Below are 24990 nucleotides of genomic sequence, written 5' to 3'. Positions count from 1 at the left end.
GGTAAGGGTCCGTTGGATGCGCGGCCGGTCAGGTGAGGGGGCCGGGGCCGCGGTACTCGACGCCGGAGGTGCAGGTCTCCCGCACCACGACGCGGCTCAGTCCCGGCAGGGCGGGGGCGAGCCGCTCCCAGATCCAGGCGGCCAGCACCTCGCTGGTCGGGTTCTCGAGCCCGTCGATCTCGTTGAGGTACCGGTGGTCGAGTGCCTCGCGCACCGGAACGCATGCCTCGGCCACGTCGGCGAAGTCGGTGACCCACCCCGTCGTCTCGCCCACCGGTCCCTCGACATACACCCGCACCCGGAACGAGTGACCGTGCAGTCGCGCACACTTGTGCCCGTCGGGGACGTTGGGCAGGCGGTGGGCCGCCTCGAAACCGAACTCGCGGAAGATCTCCATGGGCACTCCGGCTGGACGGCTCATGGGATGCCGAGCAGCTTGTGAGTCTGCACGCTCAGGCGCCACCGAGGATGGTCGAGGCAGTAGCGGATGGCCAACTCGGTGTTGGCCGCCGTGTCGGGACCGTCCATCGGCTGCAGGAAGAAGTGGTCGAAGTCGAGGTGCGCGAAGCGATCGGGCTCGGCCCCCTCCTGGGGGAACACCAGCTTGAGCTCATCGCCCCCGGTGACCACCAGCTCGGTGCCGGCCTTGGGGCTGACGCACACCCAGTCCACGCCCGGGGGAACCGGCAGGGTGCCATTGGTCTCGATGGCCACCTCGAAGCCGTGCTCGTGGAGGGCGTCGACCAGCGGACGGTCGAGCTGCAGCAGCGGCTCGCCGCCGGTGCACACCACGTAGCGGCGATCGTTGCCACCGGGGTGCTCGGCAGGCGCGGGCCAGGTGGATGCCACGTGCTCGGCAAGCTCACCCGCATTCCGGAAGATCCCACCCCCGGGCCCGTCGGTGCCGACGAAGTCGGTGTCGCAGAAGCGGCAGGTGGCACGGGGACGGTCACGCTCGAGACCGCTCCAGAGGTTGCAGCGGGCGAACCGGCAGAACACCGCCACCCGACCGGTGCGCGCCCCTTCACCCTGGAGGGTGGCGAAGACCTCCTTGACGGCGTACGTGCTCACGCATCGAGGGTACCGGTGACCCCGCTCGCATAGCGGGTGGGGTCCTTCACCCCCGCCTCGCGGAACCCCTTGGCCCGCAGCAGGCAGCTGTCACACCGACCGCACGCCGCTCCGCTGCCCGTGGGGTCGTAGCAGCTGATGGTCGTGCTGTGGTCGAGGCCGAGCTCGATCCCGCGGCGGATGATCTCCGCCTTGGTGAGGTGGATCAGTGGGGTGTGGATGGTCACCGGCGAACCCTCCACCGCGGCTCGAGTGGCCAGGTTGGCCATCCGCTGGAAGGCCTCGATGTACGCGGGCCGGCAGTCCGGGTAACCCGAGTAGTCGAGCGCGTTGACGCCGATGAAGATGTCGTGTGCGCCGCGCACTTCGGCCAGCGCCAGCGCCAGCGAGAGGAAGACGGTGTTGCGGGCGGGCACGTAGGTGATGGGGATGCGCTCGCCGCCCTGCGCCCCGGTGGCGACGGGTGCTGCATCGAGCGAGGCTTGCTTCGGCACGGCGAGGCGGCGGTCTGTGAGGGCGGACCCTCCGAAAGCAGCCAGGTCGATGTCGATCACGACGTGCTCAACCTGCGCGGCCTCGGCGATCCGGGCCGCCGCGGCGAGCTCGACGTGGTGCCGTTGGCCGTAGCGGAAGCTCAGCGCCACACACTCGAAGCCCTCCGTCTGCGCGATGGCCAGGCAGGTGGCGGAATCGAGCCCCCCGGAGAGGAGCACGACGGCGACGGGGGTGGGCACGAACCGCCAGCGTAACGACGGGGAGCGAACCGCGATCCGGTGGACTCGCTCGCCGCGGGGCGCTACACAACGTCCATGCACGATCTGATCGTCCGGGGGGGCACGATCGTCGACGGCACCGGGGCGCCGGCCTACCACGGCGACGTCGCGGTCACGGACGGGGTGATCACGGAGGTCGGTCCCTCAGTGGAGGGCCGAGCCCGCCGGGTGATCGACGCCGAGGGTTTGCTCGTCACCCCCGGATTCGTCGACATCCACACCCACTACGACGGCCAGGCCACGTGGGACCCGTTGCTCACCCCGAGCTGCTGGCACGGGGTCACGACGGTGGTGATGGGCAACTGCGGGGTGGGTTTCGCCCCGGTGCGGGCCTCCGAGCGTGAGTGGCTGATCGGTCTGATGGAGGGTGTGGAGGACATCCCCGGCACCGCGCTGCACGCGGGCATCCGCTGGGGGTGGGAGAGCTTCCCGGAGTACCTCGAGCTCCTCGACGCGGTACCCCATGCGCTCGACGTCGGCACCCAGGTGCCGCACGGCGCGATCCGGGCTTACGTGATGGGCGAGCGTGGTGCCGACAACCAGCCGGCGACCCCCGAGGACATCGCGGCGATGGCCCGCCTGGTCCTGGAGGGTCTCGATGCGGGGGCGCTCGGCTTCTCGACCTCCCGCACGATCATGCACATGGCCGTCGACGGCCGACCGGTGCCCGGCACGTTCGCGGCCGAGGACGAGCTGTTCGGCCTGGGCGACGCCCTCCGGGCCGCGGGCGCGGGGGTGTTCGAGCTGGCGCCGGCGGGGGTGATGGGGGAGGACCTCGACGCGCCGGAGCGGGAGATGGCCTGGATGCGGAGGCTGGCGGCCCGCACCGGCCGGCCGGTGTGCTTCGCCCTGAGCCAGAACCACCAGGCATCACAGGACTGGCAGCGTATGCTCGAGCTGTCGGCGCAGGCCGCGGCCGAGGGTGCGGTGGTGCGGCCCCAGGTGCACGCTCGCACGGTCTCGCTACTGCTCGGGTTGTCCACGTTGCACCCGTTCATGTTCGTGCCGAGCTGGCAGGAGCTCGCCGACCGCCCGATACGCGAGCAGGTCTCGCTGCTGTCGGACCCGCACCGCCGCCAGCGCCTCGTCACCGAGATGGCCGCGATGGGCGACGATCCGATCGTGGCCGGGTTCATGAGTCCCACCCGCGTGTTCCCGATGGGCGACCCGCCCGACTACGAACCCCCACCTGAGTCGAGCGTCGCCGCGCAGGCGGCCCGCGAGGGTGTGTCGCCCTGGGAGAAGCTCTACGACCTGCTGCGCTCGGGTGAGGGTCGGGAGCTGTTGAACGCGCCCGTGCTGAACTACGCGGACGGCTCGCTCGATCCCACCTACGAGATGCTCGCCAGCCCGGTCACGGCGTTCGGTCTCGGCGACGGCGGAGCGCACGTCGGGCAGACCTGCGACGCCAGTAGCACCACGTTCATGCTCACCCACTGGGTGCGCGACCGTCAGCGCGGGCCTCGGCTCCCGCTGGAGCTGGCGGTGCACAAGATCACCGGTGCTACCGCGGACCTCTACGGGCTGGGCGATCGGGGCCGGCTCCGGCCGGGACTGAAGGCCGATCTGAACCTCATCGACTTCGATCGGCTGCAGCTCCGGCGGCCCGAGCTGGTGCAGGACCTGCCCGGGGGCGCCCGACGCCTGGTGCAGCGCGCCGAGGGGTACGTGGCCACGGTGAACGCGGGTGAGGTGGTCATGGCCGAGGGGGAGGACACCGGTGCTCGACCTGGGCGTCTCGTTCGCGGGGCGCGGCCCGCGCGGGGTTAGCGCCTCGGGCGGGCGCTGCCCGTTGCGGGCTTCGCGCCGCGCAGCCAGAATGTGTGCCAGGCGCCACGAGAGAGGGGCAGGCGATGGCGACCATCGACACGTGGCGATCGATCGGTGACGACCCCGAGCTGCGCGTCGGGCCGAGCGATCGCGAAGTGGTCGAGGTGCTCCAGCGGCTCGCGAGTGCCAAGGCTCACTTGGTTCACGCCGAACGCGAGGTACAGGCTGCGCAAGCCTCCCGAGGCGGGGAGGAGCAGGTGCGGGTGATCGAGCAGGCTCACGCCGAGGTCCTCTGGGCCCAGGCCGGGCTGCTGGCCACACCGAAGGCTAAGCAGGCCCGCCAGGCGTTCGAGGTGGCCCGGGCCCGTGAGGAGGCGCTGCTGCGTCGCCACGGCTACAGCTCCTTCGCCGAGTTCCGTGCTCGCAGACGGGCCGTGCCGACCGCCGAGCTGCACCTCGAGCTGGCTCGCCGGGAACACGCGGCCGCGCTCGAGGCGTGGGAGCAACTCCAGTCGGCCATGGCGCCCACGGTGATCATCGACCTCACGGGCGACGAGCCCCGAGTCCTTCGCTGATCCCTTCCCTACGCGGGCTCGACGCGGTTTCGGCTGCCGGCGCGGGATCGCTGGCGCGCCACGTATCCGACCCTCGGAGATGGCATCGTTCTACCCTTGCCCATCGGGCGGGGGTGACGACCGACTGCCGATGATCCATCTCGATCGAACCCACGACTCGCCTCGCCGCTCGAGGTTCGCCGTCGCGACGATCACGCTCGCGATCGCCGCGGTCAGCGCGTGCTCGGGTGGGGCGGGCCGGGCCACCACGACCACCACCACGACCGCCATGGTGCTCGCGCCGCACCCGAGTGACGTGACGCCGGTGAGCGTGCCGGACGGCTTCGTGGTGCCCGACACCCGCACCGCGGTGCTGCTGCCCGTGAAGGGCAAGCGTCCGGGCAGTCCCGCACCGCCGCTCTTCGGGGGCACCGCGCGCCTGGGGGGCACGGTCAGCGGGCCCGACGGTCCCGTGGGCGGCGCCACGGTCCGCGTGGAGCGGGTGGTCGGCGACCGGGTGGCATCGACCAATGTGGCCACGGCCGATGACGGCACCTTCGCCGTCTCCGGCCTGCTCGGTGGCCACTTCCGGGTGCGGGCCTGGCTGCGGCCCTCGCTGGCGTCGACGCAGGCGGCGGCCACGTTCCTGGCCGCGGCCGGCGGTCGTGCGGACCTCGAGATCCGCCTGTCGCGCTTCGACGGCCGCCAGCTGCAAGCGGTCCTCGATTCGGCCGAGCCCCGGGTCGGCGAGCCGGTCACCCTGCGGGCTCTCTACACCCAGCAGTCCGTCGACGAGAACGGGATCGTGACGGGGGAGGGCATTCCCGGCACCCAGGTGAGGGTGGAGCTCGACGGCGGGTTCCGCCTCGACGGCGATCCCACCACGACCACGGGTCGCGACGGCATCGCGACCTGGCGGCTGGTGTGCACCCGCGAGGGCCAGCACGCGGCGACGGTGTCCACCCAGGACCTCAGCACCCGGGTGACGCTGCCCGGCTGCGGGCCCCGAGCGCCGACCACGACCACGCCGACCGGCATCGACGTGCCGGACTTCCCGATCGGCGAGGAGTTCTCGGTTCCCCACAGTGGGGTGCTCCCTGCCGGCACCTACCGCACCTTCCTGCGTGGTTGCGCGACCAGCTACCAGGTGTACGTCGACGGCCGCTGGCAGGAGGAGCGCCGGACCGCGACCGGCCCGACCATCGAGCTGTCCACCCCCGCCCGTGATTTCCGACCCGCGAGCGGCACCGACGGGTGCCGCTACCAGCGCGTCACATGACCGCGGTGCGCAGACCCCGCTGGCGCCGCGGCGTGCGCGTGGCGTTGCGGGTGCTCGTGGTCATGGTCATCGGCCTCCCGGTGCTGGCGGTGGCCACCGCGGCGTCGGGGTTCGGGTTGCTGCTGTTCGGGAACCTTCCGGGAACGGTGCCCGAGGAGAACCCTCGCATCCAGGCCCAGCCGTCCTACGTCTACGACAGCCAGGGCAACCAGATCGGTGAGTTCCGCCAGTTCGATCTCACCGTGCCCATGTCCCGGGAGGACGTTCCTCAGGTGCTGAAGGACGCCACCGTGGCGGCCGAGGACCATCGCTTCTGGTCGCACAAGGGCATCGATCCCGAGGGGCTCGTGCGGGCCGCCCTCACCAACTACGAGCAGGGCGAGGTCGTGCAGGGCGGCTCCACGATCACCCAGCAGTACGTGAAAGCTGCCTACCTCTCGCCGGAGCGCACGTTCTCGCGTAAGTTCAACGAGGCCCTGCTGGCGACCCGCGTGGAGCGGGAGCTCACCGAGCAGCTCGGTTCCGCGCGGGCCGCGAAGGAGGAGATCCTCTACCGCTACCTCGACGGGGTCTACTTCGGGAGCGGCGCGTACGGCGCGGGCGCGGCCGCACAGACCTACTTCCGCAAGAACGTCCGCGACCTGAACCTGTCGGAGGCGGCCACGCTCGCGGCCATCATCCCCTCACCGTCGAAGTTCAACCCCCGGGAGAACGTCTTCGTGGCCGAGACCCGCCGCCAGCAGGTCCTCGCCGACATGCTGCAACTGAGCCTGATCACCCAGGAGCAGTACGACGAGGCCCGTCCCGCGCAGCTGTGGCACCTGGGCTTCGGGTGGCCCCCCGACGGGCAGCCCGCCACGCTGGTGTTCCCCCAGACCGATGCCGGTGCGTCGGCCTACCCGTACTTCGTCGACTACGTGCGCCGGTACCTCGAGCAGCGCTACGGCGACGAGCAGGTGTTCAAGGGCGGGCTGCGGATCGAGACCACGATCGACCCTCGCCTGCAGTCCCTGGCGGAGGCAGCGGTGTCCGACGCGCTGGCGGGCACCTCCTACCCACGGGAGATGTCACTGGTGGCAGTCGAGCCGTCCACCGGGTTCGTGAAGGCTTTCGTGGGAGGCCGTGACTGGAACGTGAGCCAGGTGAACCTGGGTCTCGGCGGCGAGACCGGCATGCAAGCGGGCTCTTCGTTCAAGACCTTCACCATCGCCGCGGCGCTGGAACAGGGGTTCGGGCCCTCCACCACCTATCCGGGTGGCCCCTACAACGAACCGGGCTGCTTCCGGCGGGCGAACGTGCCCTGCGAGCCGCTCGGCGGCACGGGAGGCGACATGCGCACCGCGACCGCGGCCTCGAGCAACGCGTACTTCGTCCAGCTGGCCCGTGACGTCGGACCCAACCGCATCGCCGAGATGGCGAACCGGCTGGGGGTGACGACCTGGATCACCCCGGATGGCTCCTACACCTCCCGCATCACCCTCGGGCAGTACAGCGTGTCGCCCCTCGACATGGCCACGGGTTACGCCACCCTCGCGAATCACGGAGTGCGCCCGAACGTCACGCCGGTGGTGAAGGTGACGGCGGCCGACGGGACGGTGCTGGAGGACAACACGGTCCCCGGCGGGACGCCCGTGCTCGATCCGGCGATCGCGGACACGACCACCGACATCCTGCGGGGTGTGATCGACGGGGGCACCGGTCGGCGGGCCAACATCGGGCGGCCCGCCGCGGGCAAGACGGGCACGACCGACAACAACACCGACATCTGGTTCGTGGGCTACACCCCGCAGCTGGTGGCGGCGGTGTGGATGGGGCACGCGGACGGTCAGCGCTCGTTGGGGAACGTGTTCGGCGGCGACACCGCGGCTCGCACCTGGGCTGCGTTCATGCGACCAGCGCACGACGGGCTCCCGGTGCTCGACTTCCCGGTGCCCGGACCGCTGCCGCCACCTCGTGGGGAGGGCGAGGGGGGCACGGTCCGCCGACCGCTGCGGCGGGCGCCGGCCGAACTGCCCGTCGACTGTGGTGGCCCGTGTGTGCGCACACCGTCGCTGCCCGCCCCGACCACGACCACGACCACCACCACGATGCCGGCGGAACCGCCGGCGACGACCACCACCACCGGCCGTTGAGGCCGGGGCACGGGGAGGCGCGAGATGGGCATGAGCAACGGCACCGGTGAGGTGACGGAGACCATCGGAGAGGGTGGGGGCCGATGAGCGGCGGGAGCGAGGATCGCCGGGGTGGCACGACCGGCCCGCTCGATCTCACCAAGCCGGTGATCGACGCCGAGCCGGTGACCGGCTCGCAGCCACCGGTGCCCCCGGGCGGGACCGGGAACGTGACCGGCGGCCAGCCAGCGGCCGCCGAGGTGATGTCGCGCCGCGAACGGCGACGGGCGTGGCGTCAGGAGGACAAGGCCCGGCGGTACGCGGCCCGCAACTCGGTGCGTTTCCCGATCTTCACCCGGTCGGTGCTGTTGTGGATGCTGATCTTCGCTCTCACGGGCGTGGCATTCGGTGCGAGCGGCGCGTTCTGGTGGGCCAACTTCAACAGCCAGGTGAGCGATCTGCGCTCGACGACGGAGAACTTCGAAGAGCGCTCAGCGGACGCGCAGGCGTCGATCGAGCAGCTGCGCGAGCAGGCGCTCACCGACATCAACGACGCGCTGGGCCCGCTGCAGGGCTTCCTCGCCGAGACCCAGGTGCTCCAGCTCGCCCAGCTGTTCTCCCCGGCGGTCTACAGCGTGGCCACGCTCGATGAGGAGGGGCGGCCGGCGGTCGGCACCGCCTTCGCGGTCATCAGCGACGACCGCGAGACCTATTTCGTCACCTCGTACACGACGGTGAAGGCCGCGACCGTCACGCCCGGTCCGGAGGTCACCATTCGCAAAGGCACCGAGGAGACGAGAGCTGAGGTCTGGAACTGGGATCCCGAGCGCGACCTGGCGTTGATCCGGGCGCCCAAGGGCGGAGTGCAGGTGCTGGAGTGGATAAGCAACGACGCCGCGGCCAAGGCGCTCGGTGGGCGGATCTTCCCGGTGAGCGGGCTCGGCGGCGCCGGCGCGAGCCTGACGACGGGCGTGGTGATCGATCAGTCAGCGGCCGGGTTCCAGCACACCGCTCCGCTGGGGCCGGCCTTCCAGGGCGGGCCGATCGTCACCGTCGACGGCAAGGTCCTGGGGGTGGCGTCACTGGCCTACGAGCCGCTCGGCTTCGACCCCGGCGAGATCCACTTCGCGGTGCCGATCACCCAGGTCTGCCAGAAGCTGCTCCAGTGCGGCGGCGCCGATCGCACCCCCTCGTCGCGAGGAGGCTGAGCGCCCGGCCGTCAGGGATGCACCGCCTGGGAGCTGGGATGCGGGGCCCAGGCGACCCGCCCCAGCACCGCTGGGTTCGGCAGGTCGGGGTGCGAGGGAACGACCCGCACCGTGAAGCCGAAGTTGCCGGCGCGGTCGAAGTCGATCTCGTGCTGGTAGCGCCGCCACCCGGGGTGCTCCCCGTCGCCCGCGAGGTCCATGGCGACCACCCGGGGCTGGCGGATCTCGTCCTCGAGATCCACCTCCCCGTACACGAGCTGCACGGTGACGTCGTCGGGCTCGAGCTCGCCGAGCACGATCTGCGCGGTGACCAGGTAGGACGCGCCCTGCTCGGTCGGGAGTTCCTCGTAGGTCGTCGATCGCACGGCCACCGACGGCCAGGCCCGGTCGAGATGGTGGCGCCAGCGCACCAGGGCCTTGGCCCGCTCGTAGCCTCCCGCCGAGAGGTGCTCGGAGTGCACGGCTGCCGGCTCGTACATCTCGGTGACGTACTCGCGCAGCATCCGGCTGGCCTCGACCTTGGGGGCGAGCCGGGAGATCGAGCGGGCGACCCGCTTGACCCAGTCGTTGGGAACGCCGTCGTCGTCGCGCCGGTAGAACAGCGGGACGACCTGGCGTTCGAGGATGCTGTAGAGGCCAGCTGCTTCGAACCGGTTGCGGGCCTCGATGTCGGGCTCGTCTTCCACGGAGGGGATCGCCCAGCCCACGTCGGGCTCGTACATCTCGTCCCACCAGCCGTCGAGCACCGAGCAGTTCAGCCCACCGTTGAACACCGCCTTCATGCCGCTGGTCCCGCACGCCTCGTTCGGGCGCAGCGGCGTGTTGAGCCAGACGTCAGCGCCCTGGACCAGCATGCGGGCCACGCTGATGTCGTAGTCCTCGATCAGCACCAGCCGGTGGCGGATGTCAAGGTCCGCTGCGGTGTTGGCGATCATCTGGAGCAGGTGGTGTCCCTGCTCGTCGGCCGGGTGCGCCTTGCCGGCGAAGACGAGCTGCACGGGGCGTTCGGGATCGAGCAGCAGGGCCCGCAGGCGCTCGGGGTCGCTCAGCAGCAGCACCGCCCGCTTGTAGGCGGCGAAGCGGCGGGCGAAGCCGATGGTGAGCACATCGGGATCGAGTGCCTCCTCGGTCCACGCCACCTGGGGCTCCGACAGCCCACGCCGCAGGCCCGATTGGCGCAGTCGGTGGCGGGCGTAGCTCACCAGCCGCTCCCGGTTGGCACAGCGCAGCTTCCACAGCTCCCGGGCCGGGACGTCCTCGATCGCTCGCCACGCGGTCGCGTCGGCTTGCGGCCAGTCCACCCCGAGCACCTTCTCGTACAGGCTGCGGAAGCCGGTCGAGGTCCAGGTCCGGGCGTGCACGCCGTTGGTGACCGAGGTGATGGGGACCTCGGCCAGGGGGACCTGGGGCCACAGCCCAGCGAACATCGCCCGGCTCACGGCGCCGTGCAGCTTCGCCACCCCGTTCGAGCGACCGGCGAGCCGCAGACCCATGGTGGCCATGTTGAACACCTCGCCCTCGGGAGTGCCCGGCTCGTGACCGAGTGCCATCAGCTCGTCGAGGGTGACGCCGAGCTCGTGGCACCAGTTCCCGAAATACTTCTCGATCAGTTCCCGCGGGAACCGGTCGATGCCGGCGGGGACCGGGGTGTGAGTGGTGAAGATGGTCGCCGGCCGGCTGGCGGCCCGAGCCTCCGCAAAGGAGAGACCCTCCTCGAGCATGAGGCGGCGGATCCGCTCCAGGGCCAGGAATCCCGCGTGGCCCTCGTTCATGTGGAACACCTGGGGACGGGCTCCGAGCGCCTCGAGGGCCCGCACCCCGCCGACGCCGAGGACGAGCTCCTGGCGGATGCGCTCCTCCGGGCCGCCACCGTAGAGACGGTCGCAGACCAGGCGGTTGTAGTCGTCGTTGTCGTCGATGTCGGTGTCGAGCAGGTACAGCGCAATGCGCCCGATCTGGGCCTGCCAGAGGCGGGCGTGCACCGGCACGCCGGCGAGTTCGACCGTCACGGTGACGTCTTTGACCGGCGAGAGCGCCATGGCCCGGGGGTCGAGCCGGGGGAAGCGCTCGACCTGCCAGCCGCGGGCGTCGAGCTCCTGGCGGAAGTAGCCGTGCCGGTAGAGCAGGCCGATGCCGATCAGCGGCAGTCCGAGATCGTCAGCGGCTTTCAGGTGGTCGCCCGCGAGCACGCCCAGACCCCCGGAGTACTGGGGGAGCGCGGCCGCGATGCCGAACTCCGGTGAGAAGTAGGCCACGGATCGCAGCGGGGAGCCTTCGCGGTGCTGGAACCAGCGGGGCTCGTCGAGGGTGCGGCGCAGCTCGCGATGGACGGTCGTAGCCAACGATGTGAAGGCCGCGTCGGCGGCGAGCTGCTCGAGGCGCTCGGTGGACATGGTCGACAGCATCAGGGCCGGGTCCTGGCCCTCGAGCTCCCAGCCTTCGCGGTCGAGCCGGCGGAAGAGGTCCTGCGCCCGCTCGTCGTCGCTCCAGCCGAGGTTGAGGGCGACCTCCCGTAGCGGCTCCAGCGAGGGCGGGAGCTGAGAGACGACGGTGAACGTCTGGACGGCCTTCATGGCGACCGACGGTAGCGGCGGCGGGCCCTCGCCCGTGCCGGCCGTGAGGCTCAGGTGCCGGAGCGGATCGTGGCCAGGGCTTGGTCGATGTGCCTGCGGGGGCGGAACTGGGAGCTGAACACCGAGCGGATCGTGCCTTCGGGATCGATCACGTAGGTGACCCGACCGGGCAGCAGCCCGAAGGTCCGCCCCACGCCGAATGCCTTGCGGGCCGTGCCGTCGACGTCGGCCAGCAGGGTGAAGGGCAACCGGTGCTTCTCGGCGAACTGCCGGTGGGAGTCCACGGGATCGCTGCTGATGCCGATCACCTCGGCGCCGGCGTCGGTGAAGTCCTCGTAGGCGTCCCGGAACGAGCAGGACTCCGCGGTGCAGCCGGGGGTGTCGTCGGCAGGGTAGAAGTAGACGACGACCCAGCGCCCTCGCAGGTCACGCAGCGCGACCGGCTTGCCGTGCTGGTCCGGGAGGGTGATGTCCGGTGCCGGGTCGCCCGTTCTCAGCTCGGTCACGTAGGTCCTCAAGGCGTGGGCGGCGCCGCGTATTCCTGCACTACCGTGGAATCCCATGTCCGGGCGCACGACGATCGCCGTGGTGAACCAGAAGGGCGGTGTGGGCAAGACCACGATCGCGCTCGGGCTGGCCTCCGCGGCGGCCCATGCCGGCCGGCAGGTGGTGGTGATCGACCTCGACCCCCAGGCCAACGCCACGACCGGGCTGGCTGTGTGGGATCCGGCGGTCACCGTCGATCGGGCCCTCGAGGCCGAGCGCCCAGGTGTGCTCACCGAGGTGCTGTGTCCGTCAGGCTGGCCGGCCGATCTCGGCCGGCTCCCCCTGGTGGCACCCAGCTCGCCGGCGCTCGCCGCCCGGGAACCTCAGCTGGCCACCGATCCGGTCGGAGCCCAGGACCGGCTCCAGGTGGCGATGGAGGGCTTGGCCTGCGAGCTGGCGATCATCGACTGCCCGCCGTCGCTCGGGTTGCTCACCGTCAACGGCCTGTTCGCGGCCGACCGGGCGCTGATCGTCACCGAGCCCGCGGCCTGGGCCTCGGACGGGGTGCAGCAGATCACGCGCACCATCCACCGGATCAGTCAGCGCCGGGGCGGCGCGCTCACCATCGCGGGCATCGCGGTGAATCGCCTCGGCCGCACTCGGGACGCCCGCTACTGGCACGACCAGCTCGTCGAGCAGTACGGCGACGAAGTGCTCCCGCCAGTCCACCTGCGAGCCGCGGTGGCCGAAGCGGCCGCGCAGTCGCTGCCGATCCACGCGCTCGGGCACCGGCCGGGAGCGCCCGAGGCCGCCGCGGAGCTCGAGGCCGTCCTCGAGCGCATCTTGCCTATTGGAGCCCCTGATGCCGCAGTACGACCCGCAACGTTCGCGTCGCCGCCAGCCGCCGCCTCCTGACGACGAGCCGGCGCCGGTCGACGCCCTCCTCGAACCCCCGACCAGACCGGCGGGGCCCGAGGGGGTCGAGCGAGTCGACCTGCCCCACGGCGTCGAGGTCGAGGTCGTGGGAGGCGAGGTGGTCGTGCACACGGGTGAGGCCGATGTGGAGATCTCGCCCCGGGGCGACGACATCGTGGTGCACACCGACCAGGCCGATGTCGAGTTCCTCCCGACAGTCGACGAGGTGATCGTCAGCACCCCGGCCGAGGACGTCTACGTCGACACCACCAGCGGCTCCGTCGAGCACGCCGATGGGGCGGGGCGCCGCTCGCGCCGGGCCGCGCTGGCCGCGGTGATCCTGGCCGTGGTGATCGCCGCCCTGCTGTTGGTGCGCCGGCGGGCCGGCAGGCGCACCGGCTGAGCGCCGAGCGCTCGTCAACCCCCCGTCCGGCGGTCCCCGCGGCGGCGGTCCTGGCCGCTGCGGCGCTCGGCGAACACCTTCGTCCAGTCCTGGCGTTTGCGGCGGTCCTCGCCGGAGCGGCGGTCGCCGCCCCGGCGGCGCTCTCCGGTCAGGATCTGCTCACGCAGCCGGACGAGCGCCTGCTCGAGCGTGGGCAGATCACCCCAGGGCACGGCCTCGCTGACGGAGGGGTCGGCGGCGAGGAGCTCCAGGTCCGGTGCGGAGCTGGTGAGGATGACCTGGGGAGCGGCGGCACCGTCGTGGTCGGTCGGGGACTGCAGCTCGCGCGCCGCGTCCAGGCCTGTGGTTCCGGGCAGCTCCTGGCGGGCCACCACCACGCTCGGGTGCACGTGAGCGAGCAGGCGCAGCAGGTCGACGGCGTTCGCCACTCGTCCGGCGATCGTGTAGCCCTGTGCCTCGGCGGCCGCCTCGATGGCGGCGGCCGCGAGGTCGTCGTCGTCGCACACCACCAAGCTCAACTCGCGCACGGTGACAGCGTGCCACCCTGCGCGTTGACAGGTGAAGACCCCTCCCTCTAGGGTGTGACTACGGTCACCCTGGGCGATGGGAGGGGTGGCCCTGGACCGCCGCTCCTGCGGCATCTGGAGGAAGGACAGATGCGTCGTCACCGCCGCACGCTCATCGTGCTCGCGCTCGTATTCGCCTTGCTCGGCATCGGGGCCCCGTTCGCGGCGACCGCCGGAGCGACCACGACCAAAGACCCGGTCATCATCGTGGCGGGGACGTTCTCCCCTGCCATCGCCAACGAGCCGCTCGCGGCCCGACTCCGCAACGACGGCTACAAGGTCTGGATCTACGAGTTGCCCGGCCTCGGCCTCGGCGACATCGGCCAGACCTCGAGGCCCCTGGCGACGCTGGTCGATCAGGTCCGTGCCCAGACCGGCTCGGCCAAGGTCGACCTCATCGGCCATTCGCAGGGCGGGCTGGTCGCCCGGTACTACGTCAAGTACCTGGGTGGCTCGGCCAAGGTCGACCGGGTGATCAGCCTCGGCGCTCCCCACTACGGCACCTACGTGGCCAACATCGCCGACTTCCTGGGCCTCGGGAGCTGCATCGGCATCGTCGCCTGCGAGCAGATGGCGATCGGCTCAGCGTTCCTGAACGACCTCAACGCCGGGCCCGACGTGATCGCCCCGGTGAAGTACACGAACATCTACACCGCCCAGGACGAGCTGGTCCGCCCCGTCACCAACGCCACCCTGCGCGACGGGGCCGAGAACGTGAAGGTCCAGGACCAGTGCTGGCTGCGGGTGGTCGGCCACCTGGGCCTGATCCTGGACGGGACCGTCTACGACGGCGTGCGCGACGCGCTGCGCAACGAGCCCGTGCGGTTCAACTGCTGGGCGCTCTGACCGGCGTCGAGCACCACGGGGGGAGATCGAGGGGACCGGCCGCGAGGCCGGTCCCCTTCGCGTTCCTCTGACGACGGCGACGTGTCCAGCGAGGGGCCCGTTACCGTTCGCGGCGTGAGGCGTGCGATGTGGCTCAGCGATCCTGCCCCGGCCCGCAACGGCCCGCTGGAGCTGGTCGAGGACCAGGACCTCCGGCCTGCTCCGGGTGAGGTGATCGTCGACGTGTCGGCGTGCGGCGTGTGCCGGACCGACCTGCAGCTCTGCGAGGGTGATCTCCCGGCACGGCGGCTGCCGATCGTGCCCGGCCACCAGGCGGTCGGGCTGGTGCGAGCAGCCGGGGATGGTGTGGACCAGGCACTCGTGGGCACCCGGGTCGGCGTGGCGTGGATCGCGGGAACCTGTGGGCGGTGCCGGTTCTGCCGCCGGGGCCGCGAGAACCTCTGCGAGCAGGCCACCTTCACCGGATGGGACCGCGACGGGGGCTTCGCCACCCAGCTGTCAGCCCGCGCCGAGTTCGTGCACCGCCTGCCCGAAGGGTTCGCCGACCTCGACGCTGCGCCGCTGCTCTGCGGCGGTGCGATCGGGTACCGCTCGCTGGCAGTGGCCGGGCTCGGGCCCGGCTCGGCTGGGGCTCGCCTCGGGCTGTACGGCTTCGGTGCGTCGGCGACCTGCGTGATCCAGGTCGCTCGCCACTGGGGGTGCGAGGTCCACGTGGTCACCCGCTCCACCGCGGAGCAGCAGCGGGCCCTTGACCTGGGTGCCGCGTGGGTGGGCGGACCCGCCGAACTGCCACCCGTGCCACTGGACGCGGCCATCACGTTCGCGCCGGTGGGGGACGTCGTGGTGTCGGCATTACGGGCCCTCGACCGCGGTGGGATCGTGGCCGTCAACGCCATTCACCTGGATCGGGTTCCCGAGTTTCCCTACGAGCTGCTGTGGTGGGAGCGCCAGATCCGCAGCGTGGCGAACGTGACCCGCGACGACGTGCGCTCCTTCCTCCGCCTGGCGGCCGAGATCCCCGTGCGCACCGCGATCGAGGTGCACCCCCTCGAACAGGCCAACGAGGCTCTGCGCCGGTTGGCCGACGGCGAGGTCGCCGGCTCGGCCGTCCTGCGGGTGTCGCGAACCGACTAGGCTTGCCGGGTCTTGCCTGCCGGCTGCCGGCGGACGGAACGGCCACGGGGCCTCGACGGGCGGGGCAGGCGGTCAGAGGCAGTCAGAGCAGTCGTTACGAGAGCAGCGTCCACCGGGACCTGCTCGATCGAAGGGTGGGCAGTTGACGACGTGGAACCGGCGGTTGTCGGTCGCCAACCAGCGTCAGAGACCGGCGTTCGCGAAGGACGACGTGCTACGGGAGGCCGTGGCCCTCGGCGTACAGGCCGACGATCAGACCGCACTGCTCGCGCTGGCCCGGGTGGCCGCGAACCGGCCCGGTTACCGCACCACGCTGGTCGTGCGCACCGACGACGATCGCCCGGTGGTGTTCGAGGTGACGCACACGCCGAGCGGCCCCGTCGCCCGGCCGAGCGGCGCGGCCCAGCCCGTCGAGGACGGGTCGGTGGCGGCCGGATCCGGGCCGGTTGCGGGGCCGGGCCCGGACAGCTCAGGTGGGCGTGGGCAGGATCAGCAGGATGAGCCGGCAGACGGGCCCGACATCACCCGGGTGCTCACCGACACGCTGGTCGAGACCCCGGACCTGGTGGCGGTGTTCGCATCCGTCGGGCACGAGGCGTTGTGGGCCAACGACGCGTTCGTCACCCTCGTGCCGATCCGGGCCGCCGACAGGATCTGGCTGGTCGAGCTGCTCGACGAGTGGTCCAAGGGTCACTACGAGGTGAAGGTCCTCCCTGCGCTGGTGAAGTACGGCCGGTGGCGCGGCCGGCTCACCCTGCTCGCGGGCAACGGCGATCCGACGCCGGTCTCTGCGGTGCTCGTGGCCCACCGCGACCAGCAGGGCGAGATCGAGGCCGTCTCGATGGTGGCCCGCAACGTGGCCGACCTGCTCGGTGTCGACCAACCTGCGGGCACGAGCGAGACCCGGTTCGCGGCCCTCGTGGAGCACACCAGCGATGTGATCGCCGTGGTCGGCATCGACGGGGTGGTCCAGTTCGCCAGTCCCGCCACCACCCGCATCCTCGGGTACCCCGAGGGCGCGCTCGAGGGGCGGAACCTGCTGGAGCTGGTTCACCCGGACGACGTCCCGACCGATCTGGCCGCGCTGGCCCGGCCGGACGAGCAGGGGATCGGTGCACCGGTCGAGCTGCGCCTGCAGGCAGCCGACGGGGGATGGCGCCACCTGGAGATCATCGTGAGCGATCTCCGGGCCAACCCGGCGATCGGTGGGTTGGTGCTCAACGGCCGTGACGTCACCGACCGCGTGGAAGCGGCGCAGGCGGTCGCGGCCCGCGCGTTCACCGACCAGCTGACCGGCCTGCCGAACCGTGTCCGGCTGCTCGACCGGCTGGCGCGGGCGCTGCAGGGCGGGGAGGATGCGACCGGCACGGTGGCGGTGTTGCTGGTGGACCTGGACCACTTCCGGGCGGCGAACGAGGGCTTCGGCAAGGACGTGGCGGACCAGGCGCTGGCCGAGGTCGGTTCTCGCCTCGCCGCGGCAGCGGGCCCGGGAACCACCACCGCCCGGCTGCGCAGCGACGAGTTCGCGGTGTTGCTGCCGGACGCCGACGACCCAGCCGAGGCAGTGCGGGTCGCCTCGCGGTTGCTGGGAGCGGTGCGCGAGCCCCTTCGCGTGGGAGGCTCGCGGGTTGAGCTGACCGCGAGCGTCGGTATCGCCTTCGGGGGGTCGGGCGACGAGCCCGAAGACCTCCTTCGAGACGCGGACCACGCTATGCAGATTGCCAAGGAAGCCGGCGGCGATCGCAGCGAGACCTTCACTGACGCGTTGGCCGAGCAGTCCTCGCGCCGGCGCGACGTGGAGCAGCGGTTGCGTGAGGTGATCGATGACGAGTCGCTCGTCGTCCACTATCAACCGATCGTCGACGTCGAGTCCGAGGCGGTGGTCGGGGCCGAGGCCCTCCTGCGGGTGTACGACGGTGCGGGCTCCCTGCTCTCTCCGGCCGAGTTCATCGACGCCGCTGAGTCGACCGGGCTGATCACCCGCCTCGGCTCCCAGGTCCTGGGTCTCACCTGCGCGCAGCTGGCGGCGTGGTCGCAGCTCCCGGACGGTCCGCACGAGGTGTCCGTCAACGTGTCGCCCCGGCAGCTCGCCGATCCTGATCTTCCCAACCACGTGTTGCACGCCCTCAACGCGTCGGGAGTTCCCGCCGACCACCTGTGCCTGGAGATCACCGAGAGCATCCTGCTCGGCCATCAGGCGATCGTCGATGCCAGCATCTCCTATCTCCGCACCCTGGGGGTGAGGATCGGTCTCGACGAGTTCGGGGCAGGGCATTCGTCGCTGGGCTACCTCAAGCGCTTCCCGCTCGACTTCGTGAAGATCGACCGCTCGCTCGTCGCCGGGCTCGGCACCGACGAGCAGGACACCGCCATCGTCCGGGCCACGATCGAACTCGCGCACAACCTGGGACTCACCGTCGTCGCAGTCGGCGTGGAGACCGACGAGCAGCTCGAGATGCTGCAGTTGCTCGGTTGCGACCGGGCACAGGGTTACCTGTTCGCGCCGCCCTCGTCCCCCGAGGAGCTCGTCAGCCGGGTGTCGGGGGGCGGCGCCTGACGGTCCCGGTGGCCAGCAACTCGTCGATGTCACCGGCGGGCACCGGTGCGCCGAAGAGCTCGCCGGTGCCGTAGTCGCAGCGCATGCTCTGCATCAACATGGCCTGGTGCTCGGTGTCGACGCCGTCGGCGAGCGCGGCGATGCCGAGTGCGTGGCAGAGGCTCACGAGCTGCTCCACGATCGCGTCGTCGGCGCGGTTGGAGCCGACCGACTGCACGAAGACCCGGTCGATCTTCAACAGGTCGAGCTGGAAGCGGCGCAGGTAGCGCAACGACGAGTAGCCCACCCCGAAGTCGGCCAGGCCGAGCAGGATCCCTGCCTCCTTCAGCGGCCGTAGGCGGGTCCAGGAGTCCTCCACCTGGGAGCCGTACGCCCATTCGGGGATCTCGAGGCAGAGGCGGTCAGGGGTGGCACCGGTGCGGTCGAGGATCTGCAGCACCTGGTCCGCGAGGTCGGCCTGCGCCAGCAGCCTCGGTGGCACCCGGGCGATCGTGCGCAGCTCGATCGTGCCGAACCGGTCCTGCCAGTCACGGCTCTGGCGGCAGGTCTCCTCCAGGCCCCACCAGGCGACGGGCACCAGGAGCCCGGTGGTGTGGAGGCGTTCGACGAACGAGCGGTCGGTGACCGTTCCCCGGTCGGGGTCGTCCCAGACCAGCCTGGCCTCCACGGCGGCGATGCGGCCCGAGCCCAGCTCGACGACGGGCAGGTAGTGGAGCCGGAACTGCTCTTCGTCGATCGCTCGGCGCAGCCTCCGCTCGGCGTGGACGGGCGTGTCCCCGACCCGGAGGTTCTCGTCGTAGATCGTGATCGTGGTACCGGTGGAGCCGGCCCCGGCCGCCTGTTCGAGCGCCAGCCCGGCGTCTTCGAGCAGGTCTTCTACCGGGCGGTCGGCGCCGTCGTCGAGCACGGCTCCGATCAACAGCGTCACCCGGATGTGGTCGTGGCCGATCGCGTACGGCACCTCCACCGCGCCGCCGATCTCGGCGGCCCGTCGGGCCAGCGCGTCGCGCTCCCGTATCCCGTCGAGCACGACCACGAAGGTCGGCCCGGCATCGCGGGTGACCACCTCGCCCGGGCGGCCCCGCTCGAGGAGCTGGGTGGCTACGGCGCGCAGCAGCGCGTCGCCCACTTCGGGACCGTAGGTCTCGTTGACCAGCTCGAACCGGTGGAGGCGAGCGGCGATCACTGCCGCGTGCATGCCGTTGCGGGCCGCTCGCGCCCGGGCCGCGGCGAGCGTCTCGGCGATGGCCATCCGGTTCGGTAGGCCGGTAAGGCCATCCGTGCGCACGGTCCGCTCGAGCTGCCGGCGGGCGGCGTAGGCGCGGCGCTGGCCGGCCAGCGCGGTCGCGACGGCCACGGCGGTGACCACCAGGAGGGCTACGACGGCGAGAGCCATGGTCAACGATAAGCCGTCCATGGCCAGCAGGACCTCTGCGCAGGTCGCGAGGTGGAGCGACCTCAGGGTGCTGGCCGGGCGAGGGGGAGCCGCACGACGGCGTCGATGCCTCCCCCGGGCGCCTCCTCAAGGGTGAGATCCCCGTGGTCGGCCCGGGCCAGCTGGCTGGCGATCGAGAGACCGAGACCGCTCCCCCCGAGCTCATCCCGGCTGGTGCCGGCCCGCCAGAAGCGGTCGAAGGCCCGCTCGCGCTGCTCCGGGGTGAGGCCGGGGCCATGGTCGATGACGTGGATGGCGACGGTGGCAGGATGGTCGCCGGACCGGCCTCCGGGCGCGGCCCGCAGGTCGATGGTCGAGCCGCTCGGCGCGACATCGAGCGCGTTGGCGAGCAGGTTGTCGAGGATCTGTGTGAGGTGATCGGGGGTGGCGAGGGCCGCCAGCCCTGCGCCGTCGGCCCGAAGCTGGATGCCGCGCTCGGCGGCGATCGGCTCCCAGGCCGCCGCCCGCTCGGCCAGCAGCTCGTCGAGGGGCAGGGTCTCGGCGGTTGACGCGTCCGGGCCGCGTTCAGCCCGGGCCAAGGTGAGCAGGCCGTCGACGAGCCGGGCGAGGCGGCGCACCTCCCGGGTGGCCCCGGCGAGGTCCTCGGCCGCCACGTCGTCGATGTGGTTCTCCATCATTTCCAAGCGCAATCGCAGGGCGGTCAGGGGGGTGCGCAACTGGTGGGAGGCATCGGCCACGAACTGCCGCTGGGCGCCCACGAGCTGCTCGAGCCGCGCGGCCGTGGCGTTGAAGGCCCGAGCCAGCTCACGCAGCTCCGGGGGGCCGGAGTCGACCGGGGCCCGGGTCTCCAGCGCCCCTCCGCCGAGGGCCGCGGCGGCCTGGCGCAGGTCGTCGATCGGCCTCGTGACCCACCGGGCGAACACGGTACCCACACCAGCAGCCGCGGCCAGCGACACCGCGGCGATCGCGCCGAGCAGGAGCCAGTAGCGGTGGACCTGCTCGTCGATCTGGGCGGTGGAGTAGCTGAGCCGGACCGCGCCGTGGATCACCCCCCCCGAGCTGACCGGTACTGCGACGTAGAGCAGCTCGGTGCCCAACGTGTCGGACCATCGGCTCCCCGTCACGATCCGCTGGTCGAGCGCCTCGGCGATCTCGGGACGGCTGGCGAAGGACCGCTGGTCGTCGCTGGGTCGGTCCGAGTCGGCTTGCACCACGCCGTTCGCGTCGACGATGACCGCCCGGGCCCCGGTGCGCGCCGTGTAGCCGTCGACCAGCGCTTGCTCGTCGATCGGTCGGAGCCCTTCGAGCGAGTCCTCCACGAACGCCGCGAGGGTGAACGCGTCGCGCAGCAGGTTGGTCTCGAGCCGTTCCCGCTCCCGTTGCGAGTAGCTGACCGCGAGCGGGATCTCGAGGGCGGCGAGCACCAGCACCGTCAAGGCGAGGTAGGAGAGCAGCAGGCGGCGGCGCACGACTCAACCCGGGGCGCGGAGCCGGAACCCGACGCCGCGGACGGTTTCGATCAACGTCGGGTCCCCGAGCTTCTTGCGCAGCGACGCGATGTGCACGTCGAGGGTCTTGGTGGGGCCGTACCAGTGGGCGTCCCACACCCGCTCGAGGATCTCGTCGCGGGTCCGGGTCGCTCCCGGATCCTCCGCCAGCAGGGCGAGCAGGTCGAACTCCTTGCGGGTCAGGACCACCTCCTCGCCTCCCACGTGCACCCGCCGCCGGCGGGTGTCGACCGACAGCGGGCCCACCGTGAACACCCCGTTCGACGGTGCAGCCAGGGTCGCCCGGCGGCTCACTGCCCGGATGCGGGCCACCAGCTCGCGGAACCCGAAGGGCTTGACCACGTAGTCGTCCGCGCCGAGCTCCAGACCGATCACCCGGTCGACCTCGTCGCCCCTGGCCGTGATGACGATGATCGGGACGGTGGATCGGGTGCGCAGCTCGCGGCAGACCTCGTAACCGTCGATGTCGGGCAACCCGAGGTCGAGGAGGATCACGTCGACCGGGTCGTGGGCGATGGCATCGGCTCCGGTGCTGACCCGGCTGACCGTGAAGCCTTCCCGCTCGAGGCCCCGCACCAGGGGCTCCGCGATCGCGTCGTCGTCCTCGACGAGCAGCAGCTGCATTTCACCAGGCTCTCACGGCAGGGTCGGGCCGGCTGCGCACTTTGTCAGGACTTAACCCGGCCTGAGCCTGGGGTTGGGAGGCCGACTCGTACGCTCGGACCGTCGGAAGCCGGCTCCTCCCGGAGCCGCTCGTCGAGAGGAGCACGCATGGATCGTCGGGTCGCACTCACCTTCGCCGGCGTCGGGGCGCTCACCGTCGCCGCCGGAGCGGCCGTCGTCGCGGCCAACCTCGGGATCCTCGGGATGGCCGGAGCGGACGGCGAGGTCGGGACGCTCGACGCGCAGACCGTCAGCGACCTCGCCGGCACCGTCCCGCCGACCACCGCCGGCCCCGGGGTGGTGGTCGTCGACGAGTACGTGGTGGAGCCTGGCTCCGCGCCCGCCAGCAGCACCGGCGCCGGGGCGTCGGGCTCCCCGGCCGGTGCGACCGGGGATGATCGATGGGAGCAGGGTGGGGCGAGCATCGATCCGGCCGTGACGGGCGCGGGCGGCAGCGCCGCCGCGGCGTCGCCGACGACGACGTCGACGACCCGGGTGCGCGTCGACGACGACCGTGAGCGGCACGGCGAGGACGACGACCGCGAGCACGAGATCGAACGGGAACGGGACGCTGATGACGACTGACGAGCCGGCGAGGCAGGGCCCTCCGGTCCCTCCCACCTCGCCTTCCTCGCCTCGAGCCTCCTCACCCCCCCGGCGTCGTCGGCACCCCGCGGCCGCCAGCCGGGTCCTGGCCGGAGGCCTGAGCCTCACCGCGACCGCGGCCCTGATGACGGCGATGGCCCTCCAGCGTGACCAGGCCTCCGACCAACCGGTCCAGCTCGCCGTGAGCGGCCCCTCCAGCGGGTCCACGGCGGCGGGGGACGATCCCGCCACCTCGTCGAGCCCTCCGGCCACGATCGTCCGGCGGCGCCATCTGCTGGTCCCGGACGACGGGTCCAGCTCGAGCTCGACGTCCCCTGGATCGACCACCTCCAATCGGGCGACCCCCGGACGTTCGAGCTCGGCGGGGACACTGACGTCGCCATCCGGTTCGGCCTCGTCGTCTTCCTCAGGGTCGTTGTCTTCGTCGGGGTCGTTGTCTTCGTCGGGTTCGTTGTCTTCGTCGGGGTCGTCCTCGTCGCGGTCGACTCGTGCCCCGATGACGAAGAGCCGTGCGAGCTGAGCGGCAGTTCCCGGTCATGGGCTCGGAGGCCCACGTCATCGTCGTCGGCGCGGCCGCCGGGCAGCTGGTGGGGCTCGCGGTGCGGGAGCTCGAGGCGCTCGAGGAGCGGTGGAGTCGCTTCCGCCCCGACAGTGAGCTGAGCCGTCTCAACGCCGTCGCCGGCACGCCACTGGAGCTGAGCCCGGTGACCTTCGACGCCGTCCAGCGAGCGGTGGAGGCGTGGCGGGACACGTTCGGGTACTACGATCCCACCGTCCTGCCGGCCCTCGAGCGGGTGGGTTACGACCGTAGCTTCGAGCTGTTGGCTCACGCCGGTCGCCGACCCCGGATCGAGGGGCCGCTGCCGTGCCCCGGCTGCGTGGGCATCGAGCTCGACCCCGCCACCCGGACCGTGCGGTTGCCGGCCGGCGTGGCGATCGACCTCGGCGGCATCGGCAAGGGTCTGGCGGCCGACCTGGTCTGCGAGCACCTCCTGGACGCCGGTGCCGACGGCGCGTCGGTGAACGTCGGGGGCGACGTGCGGGTGGCAGGCGCGTCCCCCTCCCCGGACGGGTGGGTCATCGACGTAGACGATCGGGCGGTCGTCAGCCTGGCCGAGGGTGCGGTGGCCACCAGCTCGACCACCCGGCGGTGCTGGACCGTCGGCGGGCGGGGCTACCACCACCTGATCGACCCGGCCACCGGTCTCCCGGCGGAGTCCGACCTGGTCACCGTGTCCGTCGTGGGAGCGACGGCGGCCTTCGCCGAGGTGGTCGGCAAGGCGGTGTTGATCGCGGGAAGGTCCATTGGCTCCTCGATCGTCGTGGAGCACCAGATGGCCGCACTGATGGTGGGCGCCGACCGCGGCGTGTCGCGGGTCGGCGGTTTCGAGGAGTACGAGCTCGCCGGGGCCCTGGCATGACGTCGGTGCTCGGCGCGACCCAGGTGTGGTGGCACCTGGCCCGCTCGAGCGGGCTGGTCGCCTGGGCGCTCGCTGCGCTCACGGTGCTGTGGGGCCTGGCCCTGTCCACCCGGGCCCTCGGGCGAAGACCGAAGGCCCCGTGGTTGCTCGATCTCCATCGGTTCCTGGGCGGGCTCACGGTGCTGTTCGTCGGGGTGCACCTGCTCGGCCTGTGGGCCGACGCTTACGTGCAGTTCGATGCGGCTGACCTGTTCGTGCCATTTGCCAGTTCCTGGCGCCCGGTGGCGGTGGCGTGGGGGGTGATCGCCTTCTATTTCCTGCTCGCGGTGGAGGTCACCTCGCTGCTCATGAAGCGTCTCCCGAAGCGGTGGTGGCGGAGGATCCATCTCACGAGCTACCTCGTGTACGGGCTGGCGACCGTTCACCTGCTCACCGCCGGGACGGACGCGACGAGCCCGGCGGTGTACTGGGTGGCGTTGGCGTCGCTGGCCGGCGTGTCGTTCTTCAGCGTGTATCGCTGGGTGGGCCCCGGTCGGCAGGGAAGCACGGGACGCATCGCGGGGTCGCCGAGCTGAGCCAGAATGGCTCGGATGTACGCGAACGTGATCGTCCCGTTCGACGGCACGCTCCCGGCCCGGGCGGTGCTGGCGCCAGCAGGCGACCTGGCGTGGCGTTGCGATGCCCGGGTGGTGATCGTCAACAACACCGAGGCCAGTGACAAGGCCTCGAAGGCTGCGCTCAAGACCAAGGCCATGTCGATGAGTGGCTCCGACGTCGACTTCTGGGTCGACCTCGACCACGACCTCGGCCGGGCACTCATCGAGGCGGCCAAGCACCGGGCGGACCCGATCATCGCCATCCCGATCCGCACGAAGCCGGGAGGGTTGCGCCGCCGGCCGGTCATGGCCGCCATGCCCGCGCAGGTGCTGCTCGAGTCGCCCGTCCCGGTGCTGGTCATCGGCCCCAGGACCGACGTGACCCGGGGCCTGCCCATGACCGAGTTGGTGGTGGCCCTCGACGGTTCGCCCGAGTCCGAGCAGGTGCTGCCCGTGGCGGTGCAGTGGGCCCGGGAGCTGAAGCTCGCGCTGATCCTGGTGGGTGTGGTGCGGGCGGGTGGCGGGGGTGCCGGCGGGCACGAGGGCGAACGGCG

22 protein-coding genes and 1 pseudogene are annotated in these 24990 nt (G+C 71.7%); 14 read left to right on the top strand and 9 right to left on the bottom strand.

The features are described 5' to 3' along the window. Nucleotides 1-28: 28 nt before the first annotated feature. Genes queD through queC form a run of 3 tightly spaced genes read right to left on the bottom strand, consistent with a single transcriptional unit; the run spans nucleotide 29 to nucleotide 1805 of the window. Nucleotides 29-397, bottom strand: a complete 369-nt coding sequence (gene queD, locus V7004_RS08230) for a 6-carboxytetrahydropterin synthase QueD (protein ID WP_334143293.1) — start codon at nucleotides 395-397, stop codon at nucleotides 29-31. A gap of 20 nt (nucleotides 398-417) precedes the next feature. Then, nucleotides 418-1071, bottom strand: a complete 654-nt coding sequence (gene queE, locus V7004_RS08225) for a 7-carboxy-7-deazaguanine synthase (RefSeq protein WP_334143292.1) — start codon at nucleotides 1069-1071, stop codon at nucleotides 418-420. Then, nucleotides 1068-1805, bottom strand: a complete 738-nt coding sequence (gene queC, locus V7004_RS08220; protein ID WP_334143291.1) for a 7-cyano-7-deazaguanine synthase QueC — start codon at nucleotides 1803-1805, stop codon at nucleotides 1068-1070. The genes queE and queC overlap by 4 nt, the downstream gene beginning before the upstream one ends. 75 nt (nucleotides 1806-1880) lie before the next feature. Between queC and V7004_RS08215 the strand changes: the two genes are divergently transcribed. The 5 genes from V7004_RS08215 to V7004_RS08195 all read left to right on the top strand — a co-directional run bounded on the left by V7004_RS08215 (nucleotide 1881) and on the right by V7004_RS08195 (nucleotide 8766). Continuing rightward, nucleotides 1881-3614, top strand: a complete 1734-nt coding sequence (locus tag V7004_RS08215) for an N-acyl-D-amino-acid deacylase family protein (RefSeq protein WP_334143289.1) — start codon at nucleotides 1881-1883, stop codon at nucleotides 3612-3614. A gap of 83 nt (nucleotides 3615-3697) precedes the next feature. Next, a complete protein-coding gene (locus tag V7004_RS08210) occupies nucleotides 3698-4189 on the top strand; it encodes a hypothetical protein (protein WP_334143288.1) in 492 nt (163 codons plus the stop codon). A gap of 130 nt (nucleotides 4190-4319) precedes the next feature. Continuing rightward, complete coding sequence (locus V7004_RS08205; RefSeq protein WP_334143287.1) at nucleotides 4320-5447, top strand: carboxypeptidase-like regulatory domain-containing protein; 1128 nt, start codon at nucleotides 4320-4322, stop codon at nucleotides 5445-5447. Next, nucleotides 5444-7579: a transglycosylase domain-containing protein gene (locus V7004_RS08200; protein ID WP_334143286.1), complete on the top strand. Its 2136-nt coding sequence runs from the start codon at nucleotides 5444-5446 to the stop codon at nucleotides 7577-7579. Before V7004_RS08205 ends, V7004_RS08200 begins: the two co-directional genes overlap by 4 nt. An 83-nt stretch (nucleotides 7580-7662) precedes the next feature. Continuing rightward, nucleotides 7663-8766 carry a serine protease gene (locus V7004_RS08195; protein WP_334143285.1) on the top strand — a complete coding sequence of 368 codons (1104 nt, stop codon included), beginning with the start codon at nucleotides 7663-7665 and terminating at the stop codon, nucleotides 8764-8766. An 11-nt stretch (nucleotides 8767-8777) separates the two neighbouring features. Here V7004_RS08195 and glgP read toward each other — a convergent pair whose 3' ends face one another. Together glgP and V7004_RS08185 are read right to left on the bottom strand one after the other, a co-directional pair. Next, on the bottom strand, nucleotides 8778-11339 hold the full coding sequence (gene glgP / locus V7004_RS08190) for an alpha-glucan family phosphorylase (protein ID WP_334143284.1): 2562 nt from the start codon (nucleotides 11337-11339) through the stop codon (nucleotides 8778-8780). 50 nt (nucleotides 11340-11389) lie between these two features. Further along, nucleotides 11390-11845, bottom strand: a complete 456-nt coding sequence (locus V7004_RS08185; protein ID WP_334143283.1) for a peroxiredoxin — start codon at nucleotides 11843-11845, stop codon at nucleotides 11390-11392. Nucleotides 11846-11900: 55 nt separating this feature from the next. Between V7004_RS08185 and V7004_RS08180 the strand changes: the two genes are divergently transcribed. Both V7004_RS08180 and V7004_RS08175 read left to right on the top strand, forming a co-directional pair. After that, the gene (locus V7004_RS08180; protein WP_334143281.1) at nucleotides 11901-12740 is read left to right on the top strand and encodes a ParA family protein; all 840 of its coding nucleotides are present in this window, start codon (nucleotides 11901-11903) and stop codon (nucleotides 12738-12740) included. Next, complete coding sequence (locus V7004_RS08175) at nucleotides 12688-13143, top strand: hypothetical protein (RefSeq protein WP_334143280.1); 456 nt, start codon at nucleotides 12688-12690, stop codon at nucleotides 13141-13143. Before V7004_RS08180 ends, V7004_RS08175 begins: the two co-directional genes overlap by 53 nt. 14 nt (nucleotides 13144-13157) lie before the next feature. On the opposite strand, the gene V7004_RS08170 is transcribed toward V7004_RS08175, so the two are convergent. Then, entirely contained in the window at nucleotides 13158-13670 is a 513-nt protein-coding gene (locus tag V7004_RS08170) for a response regulator (protein ID WP_334143279.1), read from the bottom strand. A gap of 129 nt (nucleotides 13671-13799) precedes the next feature. On the opposite strand from V7004_RS08170, the gene V7004_RS08165 reads away from it, so the two are divergent. The 3 genes from V7004_RS08165 to V7004_RS08155 all read left to right on the top strand — a co-directional run bounded on the left by V7004_RS08165 (nucleotide 13800) and on the right by V7004_RS08155 (nucleotide 18246). After that, nucleotides 13800-14555, top strand: a complete 756-nt coding sequence (locus tag V7004_RS08165) for an esterase/lipase family protein (RefSeq protein WP_334143278.1) — start codon at nucleotides 13800-13802, stop codon at nucleotides 14553-14555. 114 nt (nucleotides 14556-14669) lie between these two features. Further along, entirely contained in the window at nucleotides 14670-15689 is a 1020-nt protein-coding gene (locus V7004_RS08160; protein WP_334143277.1) for a zinc-binding alcohol dehydrogenase family protein, read from the top strand. Between the two features lie 142 nt (nucleotides 15690-15831). Continuing rightward, complete coding sequence (locus V7004_RS08155; RefSeq protein WP_334143276.1) at nucleotides 15832-18246, top strand: putative bifunctional diguanylate cyclase/phosphodiesterase; 2415 nt, start codon at nucleotides 15832-15834, stop codon at nucleotides 18244-18246. On the opposite strand, the gene V7004_RS08150 is transcribed toward V7004_RS08155, so the two are convergent. From V7004_RS08150 to V7004_RS08140, 3 genes are all read right to left on the bottom strand, one after another. Further along, nucleotides 18218-19642, bottom strand: coding sequence for a putative bifunctional diguanylate cyclase/phosphodiesterase (locus tag V7004_RS08150; RefSeq protein WP_334143275.1), 1425 nt, complete (start codon nucleotides 19640-19642; stop codon nucleotides 18218-18220). The two genes, V7004_RS08155 and V7004_RS08150, sit on opposite strands and share 29 nt — an antisense overlap. A gap of 62 nt (nucleotides 19643-19704) precedes the next feature. After that, entirely contained in the window at nucleotides 19705-21111 is a 1407-nt protein-coding gene (locus V7004_RS08145) for a sensor histidine kinase (RefSeq protein WP_334143274.1), read from the bottom strand. Nucleotides 21112-21114: 3 nt separating this feature from the next. Beyond that, nucleotides 21115-21774 carry a response regulator transcription factor gene (locus V7004_RS08140; protein WP_334143272.1) on the bottom strand — a complete coding sequence of 220 codons (660 nt, stop codon included), beginning with the start codon at nucleotides 21772-21774 and terminating at the stop codon, nucleotides 21115-21117. 147 nt (nucleotides 21775-21921) lie between these two features. Between V7004_RS08140 and V7004_RS08135 the strand changes: the two genes are divergently transcribed. The 4 genes and pseudogenes from V7004_RS08135 to V7004_RS08120 form a co-directional block, all read left to right on the top strand. Then, nucleotides 21922-22398 (top strand): hypothetical protein, encoded by a 477-nt coding sequence (locus V7004_RS08135; protein ID WP_334143271.1) that lies wholly within the window; start codon nucleotides 21922-21924, stop codon nucleotides 22396-22398. 530 nt (nucleotides 22399-22928) lie between these two features. Continuing rightward, entirely contained in the window at nucleotides 22929-23840 is a 912-nt protein-coding gene (locus tag V7004_RS08130) for an FAD:protein FMN transferase (RefSeq protein ID WP_334143270.1), read from the top strand. Beyond that, nucleotides 23837-24415 (top strand): ferric reductase-like transmembrane domain-containing protein, encoded by a 579-nt coding sequence (locus tag V7004_RS08125; RefSeq protein WP_334143268.1) that lies wholly within the window; start codon nucleotides 23837-23839, stop codon nucleotides 24413-24415. The genes V7004_RS08130 and V7004_RS08125 overlap by 4 nt, the downstream gene beginning before the upstream one ends. 15 nt (nucleotides 24416-24430) lie before the next feature. Further along, nucleotides 24431-24990: pseudogene (locus V7004_RS08120) on the top strand (hypothetical protein); the annotation flags it as partial.

Source organism: Rhabdothermincola sp. (assembly GCF_036846205.1).
Taxonomy (GTDB): Bacteria; Actinomycetota; Acidimicrobiia; order Acidimicrobiales; family Acidimicrobilacustridaceae; genus Rhabdothermincola.
This window is presented reverse-complemented; position numbering and strand designations above follow the sequence as displayed.